This window comes from Stackebrandtia sp. (assembly GCF_035643755.1).
In the GTDB taxonomy this organism is placed as follows: Bacteria; Actinomycetota; Actinomycetes; order Mycobacteriales; family Micromonosporaceae; genus Stackebrandtia.
The window spans coordinates 1-5,559 of record NZ_DASQPW010000029.1 but is presented as its reverse complement, the minus strand read 5'-3'; the positions used below and the strand labels follow the sequence as shown (position 1 = coordinate 5,559).

4 protein-coding genes are annotated in these 5,559 nt (G+C 70.3%); 3 read left to right on the top strand and 1 reads right to left on the bottom strand.

All coding sequences use genetic code 11. From position 1 onward, the window contains the following. Both VE172_RS02325 and VE172_RS02320 read left to right on the top strand, forming a co-directional pair. Positions 1–1,231, top strand: a 1,231-nt coding sequence (locus VE172_RS02325) for a putative PEP-binding protein (protein ID WP_324796583.1), incomplete at its 5' end; no start/stop codon positions are given. Between the two features lie 60 nt (positions 1,232–1,291). Further along, positions 1,292–1,702 (top strand): VOC family protein, encoded by a 411-nt coding sequence (locus VE172_RS02320; RefSeq protein WP_324796581.1) that lies wholly within the window; start codon positions 1,292–1,294, stop codon positions 1,700–1,702. Here VE172_RS02320 and VE172_RS02315 read toward each other — a convergent pair whose 3' ends face one another. After that, positions 1,703–3,748 carry a hypothetical protein gene (locus VE172_RS02315; protein WP_324796579.1) on the bottom strand — a complete coding sequence of 682 codons (2,046 nt, stop codon included), beginning with the start codon at positions 3,746–3,748 and terminating at the stop codon, positions 1,703–1,705. A 117-nt stretch (positions 3,749–3,865) separates the two neighbouring features. Here VE172_RS02315 and dnaG point away from each other — a divergent pair. After that, the coding region (dnaG, locus tag VE172_RS02310; protein WP_349258225.1) for a DNA primase at positions 3,866–5,559 on the top strand (1,694 nt) is incomplete at its 3' end.

Here is a 5,559-nt window from a genome sequence, read left to right as displayed (position 1 = left end):
CGCCGACAGCTTCACCACCGACGACGGGCTCACCGTGTCCGAAGGGGACGTCATCTCGGTGGACGGCGACAGCGGCGCGGTCTATCTCGGCGAACTCCCGGTGAAGCCGTCCCCGGTGGCGTCCTACTTCGAGACCGGACGCATCCCCGAGGGCGACCGCCTGGTCGAGGCGGTGGACCAGATCATGAGCCACGCCGACGCCTCGCGGCGCCTCGGCGTGCGCGCCAACGCCGACACCGGCGCCGACGCCGCGCGAGCCCGGCGCTTCGGCGCCAAGGGAATCGGGCTGTGCCGCACCGAGCACATGTTCCTCGGCGAGCGGCGCGAGATGGTGGAGCGCCTGGTGCTGGCCGAGGACGACGCCGCCCGCGAGCCCATCCTGGCCGAGCTCCTCGCGCGGCAACGCGAGGACTTCGTGGAGATCCTGGACGCCATGGACGGCTACCCGGTGACCATCCGGCTGCTCGACCCGCCGCTGCACGAGTTCCTTCCGTCGCTTGTGGACCTCGAGGTGCGCGCCGCCACCGACCCGGCCACCGCCGACGCGCCGCTGTTGGCCGCCGTGCGCCGCATGCACGAGCAGAACCCGATGCTGGGGCTGCGCGGCGTGCGGCTCGGCCTGGTGATCCCCGGCCTGTACGAGATGCAGGTCAAGGCGATCGCCCAGGCGGCGGCCCGCTTGCGCGACAACGGAAAGGACCCGCGTCCGGAGATCATGGTGCCGCTGGTCGCCGAGGCCAAGGAGCTGGCGCTGGTGCGCGAGTCCACCGAGCGGATCCTGAGGGAGTCCGGAGTGGACGCCCTGGTGGGCACCATGATCGAGTTGCCGCGCGCGGCCATGACCGCCGGCGCCATCGCCGCCCACGCCGACTTCTTCTCCTTCGGTACCAACGATCTGACCCAGATGAGCTGGGGCTTCTCGCGCGACGATGTGGAGGGTTCCTTCTTCCCGCGCTACCTGGAGCTGGGCATCTTCTCCGCGTCCCCCTTCGCCGTCCTGGACACCTCGGGTGTGGGGCGCCTGGTGGAGACCGCGGTGGCCGACGGCCGCGCCGCCCGCCCCGATCTGCACCTGGGCGTGTGCGGCGAGCACGGCGGTGACCCCGAATCGGTGAAGTTCTTCGACGCCGCCGGGCTCGACTACGTCTCCTGCTCGCCGTTTCGGGTTCCGGTGGCGCGCTTGGCGGCCGGTCAGGCGGCGGTGGAGGCGGCGCATTCTGACAGTCGGTAGTTGACCCTGCCCGGTTTTTCCTGTAGTCATGAGGGACGCCGCCGACCCGAGGAGTTCCATGTGGCCAGTCGCTGGTTTTCTACGGTTTTCGACGCCCGCGACCACGGTCGCCTGGCACGTTGGTGGGCCGAAGTCCTTGACTACGAGGTGATCTGGGAAAGCGTGGACAAGACGTTCATCGCCGACCGCGCTTTCCCAAAGATCCTCGTCGCCGACGACAGGCGGGTGCTGGAGGGCCCGCAGCCCTATCCGGGCATGCTCTTCATGGCGGTGCCCGACGACAAGGAACGCAAGAACCGGGTCCACATTGACATCAGCCCCGACGATCAGGCCACCGAGGTGGAGCGACTGGTCAATATGGGCGCACGCCATGTCGACATCGGACAAAGGGACGTCCACTGGGTGGTGCTGGCCGATCCCGAGGGCAACGAGTTCTGTGTCATGACCCCGATCGATTCGCCACCGGGGTGATCACAGCTTGTCGGCGGTCACCGTGACGACGAAGGGCTTGCCGGCGGGCGAGTAGTCCCCGCCGTACTCGTACTGACCGGCCTTCAGGTCGACGTTGGTTCCGTTGGCCAGCACGCCCTTGCCGTAGCGGTAGGTGCGCAGCGCCCCCGAATAGTCGGCGACGGACACCACGTGCGCGGCCGTGCCCGAGGCGCTGGCCGGGCTGTCGGTGGCGCAGATCGGGTCGACCAGGCGGCTGTCGCGCAGCGTCTGGGTCACCTTCATCGCCTTGGCCGAGGCGCTGATCCAGCTCACCGAGCTGTCGCTGCGCGAGGTGGCCAGCACCTGCTTTCCGTCCGAGGTGGACTGAAGACAGGTGACCGCGCCCTTCAGCCGCGTCGTGCTGACGCGCGACACCTTGTCCACATCGGCGGCGTCATAGGAAGCCACGGTCCCCGCGGCGTCGGCGACATAGGCGGTGCGGTTCACGTCGGCCACCGACATCGGCTGTTCGTCGAGTGTGGTGTCGGCGCCGACGGTGGGGACGAAGGCGGGCTTGGTCGCGAAGGTGGGCGGCCAGTCCTTGGCGCCGGTGCCCGGGGACGCGAAGGCGCTCGAATCGCCGGAGAAGTAGGCCTTCTGGAAGCCCGACAGCAGCGGCGACAGGTCGATCCACTCCAGACGCTTCTCGGCCAGGGACGCCACCACCGCGTAACCCTGCTTGGCCACGTCGCCGGAGAACTTGGAACGGGTGCCGGCGTCGGCGAGGTTCGCCGCGGCCCGGGTGTCGTTGGAGCCCGCGTAGTCGGTGCCCGCGGCGATGGCGGTGGGTGCCTTGATGTCCTTCAGGTCCACGAAACCCAGCAGCTTGGAGAAGCTGAAATCGCCGGGGCCCGGCAGCCCGGGGTAGACCTTCGCCCAGCTGGAGGCGTAGTTGCCGGGGCTGTCGCCCATCGCGATGACCGCGACCCGGCCGCGCACCAGCGCGGTGTCCCACACCGTGACCAGCGCGAACTCGTTGGACGGGGTCAGGGTCACCGATGTCGGCACGTTACCGTCCGGAAGGGACACGCAGGTTCCCTTCTGGGCGCCCGAAATCCCGGTGGTGACGACGGCGCCGGAGGAGAACGCCAGCACCGACTGGGCCGCGAAACCCTTGCCGTGGGCGCGATCGGCGGCCACCAGGTGGTCGGAGGCGCCGCTCATGCACTTGGCGCCCTTGCCGGTGAGATCGGGCTCCTCGGTGTCGGCCGTGAAGCGCCCGCCCGGACGCGGCGTGAAGCCCAGCGTCGAGTCCGTGGTCTCCATGGTCGTGACGTGGCCGACGCCGGACTTCGAGGCGTCGTCGGGCACGAAACCCAACTGGCCCTGCACATTCCCGGGGTGAGCGGCCGACGAGCCGTCGCCCTCCTGATAGACGTGCTTGATGCCGCCGCTGCCGGGGAGCTTCTTGGTCTTCGGCTCCTTGACGGTGGTGCCGCCGGAGCCCTTGCCCGCGGCCCCGTAGCGCCACTTCATCCACTCGGCGCTACCGGCCGAGGCCGCCAGCTTCGCGTACTGCTTCTTGTCGATCTTGCCGTTGCTGAGCAGCGGGTTGGCCGAACCGGTGTCGTCGTCGGAGTTGGGGCCGAGCCGACCGCCCGCCATCACGATGATCGCCGCCAACAGGCCGACCACGATGGCGCCGCCGATGCCGTAGATCGTCATGCGGACGGCGCGGGCGTGCGTCGGCGGCGGCGCCGGGGCCTTGCGCGCGGGCTCGGCGGCCGGTACGGGAGCCGTCGGCGCCGGTTGCGGCGCGTGCTCGATCACCACCGGCGTCCGATCGGACAGCCGGGGGTCGATGCCGACGTCGGAGTTGTCGTCCGGCGCCCCGGACTGCGACGGCATCGGCGGCATCGCCTCGAAACGACGCGACCACTCCTCATCCTCGGACTCCGGCTGCGCGGCGACCTCGAATTCCGCGGCGGGGGAGGAGGACTGGGGCCGGGTCGTGGGTTCGGCATGCCACGGGGGTGGTGGCCACTGTGGTGGGTACTCATCGTGCTCGGGCATACGGTCCGGCATGGTTCGGCAGCCTAGCGGATTGTTATGGATCATTGCCAAGCCCGAGGGTCCCGGCTATGACACCCGTCTTGTGATATGCCGGGCCGCCGATGGTCGCGCTCGTGGCTACGAGGCAAGATGGACCCGACAATCATAGGGAGGTGGCCGGTGGCCGGGCGGATACGCGCAGCTGACGTGGCGCTGGTGCGGGAGCGCGTGTCGATCGCCGAGGTGATCGGCGAGCACGTCACGTTGAAGTCCGCCGGGGGCGGGAACCTCAAGGGGCTGTGCCCGTTCCACGACGAGCGGACCCCGAGCTTCAACGTCACCCCGTCGCGGGGTTTTTGGTACTGCTTCGGTTGCAGCGCCGGGGGCGACGCGATCACCTTCCTCACGCAGCTGGAGCACCTCAGCTTCGCCGAGGCGGTGGAGCAGCTGGCGTCCAAGGCCGGGGTGACCCTGCACTACGAGACCGCCGACGGCAAGACGCAGAGCGCGGCGGCGGCGCCGGGCCAAAAGCAGCGGCTGTTGGAGGCCCACGCCGAGGCCGCCAAGTTCTACAGTGAACAGTTGGCGGAGCCGACCGCCCGCGTCGCCCGCGACTTCCTCACCGAGCGCGGCTTCGACCGCGCCGCCGCCGAGACCTACGGCTGCGGCTACGCCCCCGACTCCTGGGATGCCCTCACCAAACACTTGCGCCGCAAGGGATTCACGCCCGACGAGCTGACGGTGGGCGGGCTGTCGAAGCCCGCGCGCTCCGGCTCGCTCATCGACCGGTTCCGCAACCGGCTGCTGTGGCCGATCCGCGACGTCGGCGGCAACGTGATCGGCTTCGGGGCCCGGCGCCTCGCCGAGGACGACACCGGCCCGAAGTACCTCAACACGCCCGAGACCCCGCTGTACAAGAAGTCGCACGTGCTGTACGGCATCGACCTGGCCAAGCGCGAGATCGCCAAGGCCAGCAAGGTCGTGGTCGTGGAGGGCTACACCGACGTGATGGCCTGCCACCTGGCGGGCGTCCCCTGGGCGGTGGCCACCTGCGGCACCGCCTTCGGCGAGGGCCACATACAGGTGGTGCGGCGCCTCATGATGGACATCAACTCCAGCGGCGAGATCGTCTTCACCTTCGACGGCGACGAGGCCGGCCAGCGCGCGGCCCTCAAGGCGTTCGAAAGCGACCAGAGCTTCTCGGCCAGCACCTACGTCGCGGTGACGCCCGGCGGCATGGACCCGTGCGAGCTGCGGATCGCCTCCGGCGACGCCGCCGTGCGCGACGTGATCGACGGGCGCCACCCGCTGGTGGAGTTCGCGATCGAGAGCATGATCGCCAAGTTCGACCTCGACAGCATGCAGGGGCGGATCAAGGCCCTCAACGCGATCGCCCCGTCGGTGGCGCGGGTCGGCGACGGCCAGCTGCGCACGGAGATCATCAGGGACGTGTCCAACCGGCTGGGGGAGGAGCGCGAGGTGGTGCAGCAGGCCGTGCGCGCCGCCGCCCGCCGCGAATCCGCGCCGCGCCAGGCCCCCCGGACCCGGCGCCGCCCCGACGGCCCGTACCAGCTCCGCCAGCGCGAGGCGCTGAAGCTCGCCCTGCAGTGGCCCGACCTGTCGGGCCCGTACTTCGACGCCGTCGACGACTCCTTCTACCGGGACGAGCTGTACCGCGCGGTGCGCGTCGCGATCACCGCCGCGGGCGGCGCCAGGGCGGCCGGCTCCGGGCCGAACTGGCTGGCCGCCGTCACCGACGCGTGCGGCGACATGGCCGCCGCCGCCATGATCTCGGAGCTGGCGGTGGAGCCGCTGCGGGTCACCGCCGACCCCGACGCGTCCTA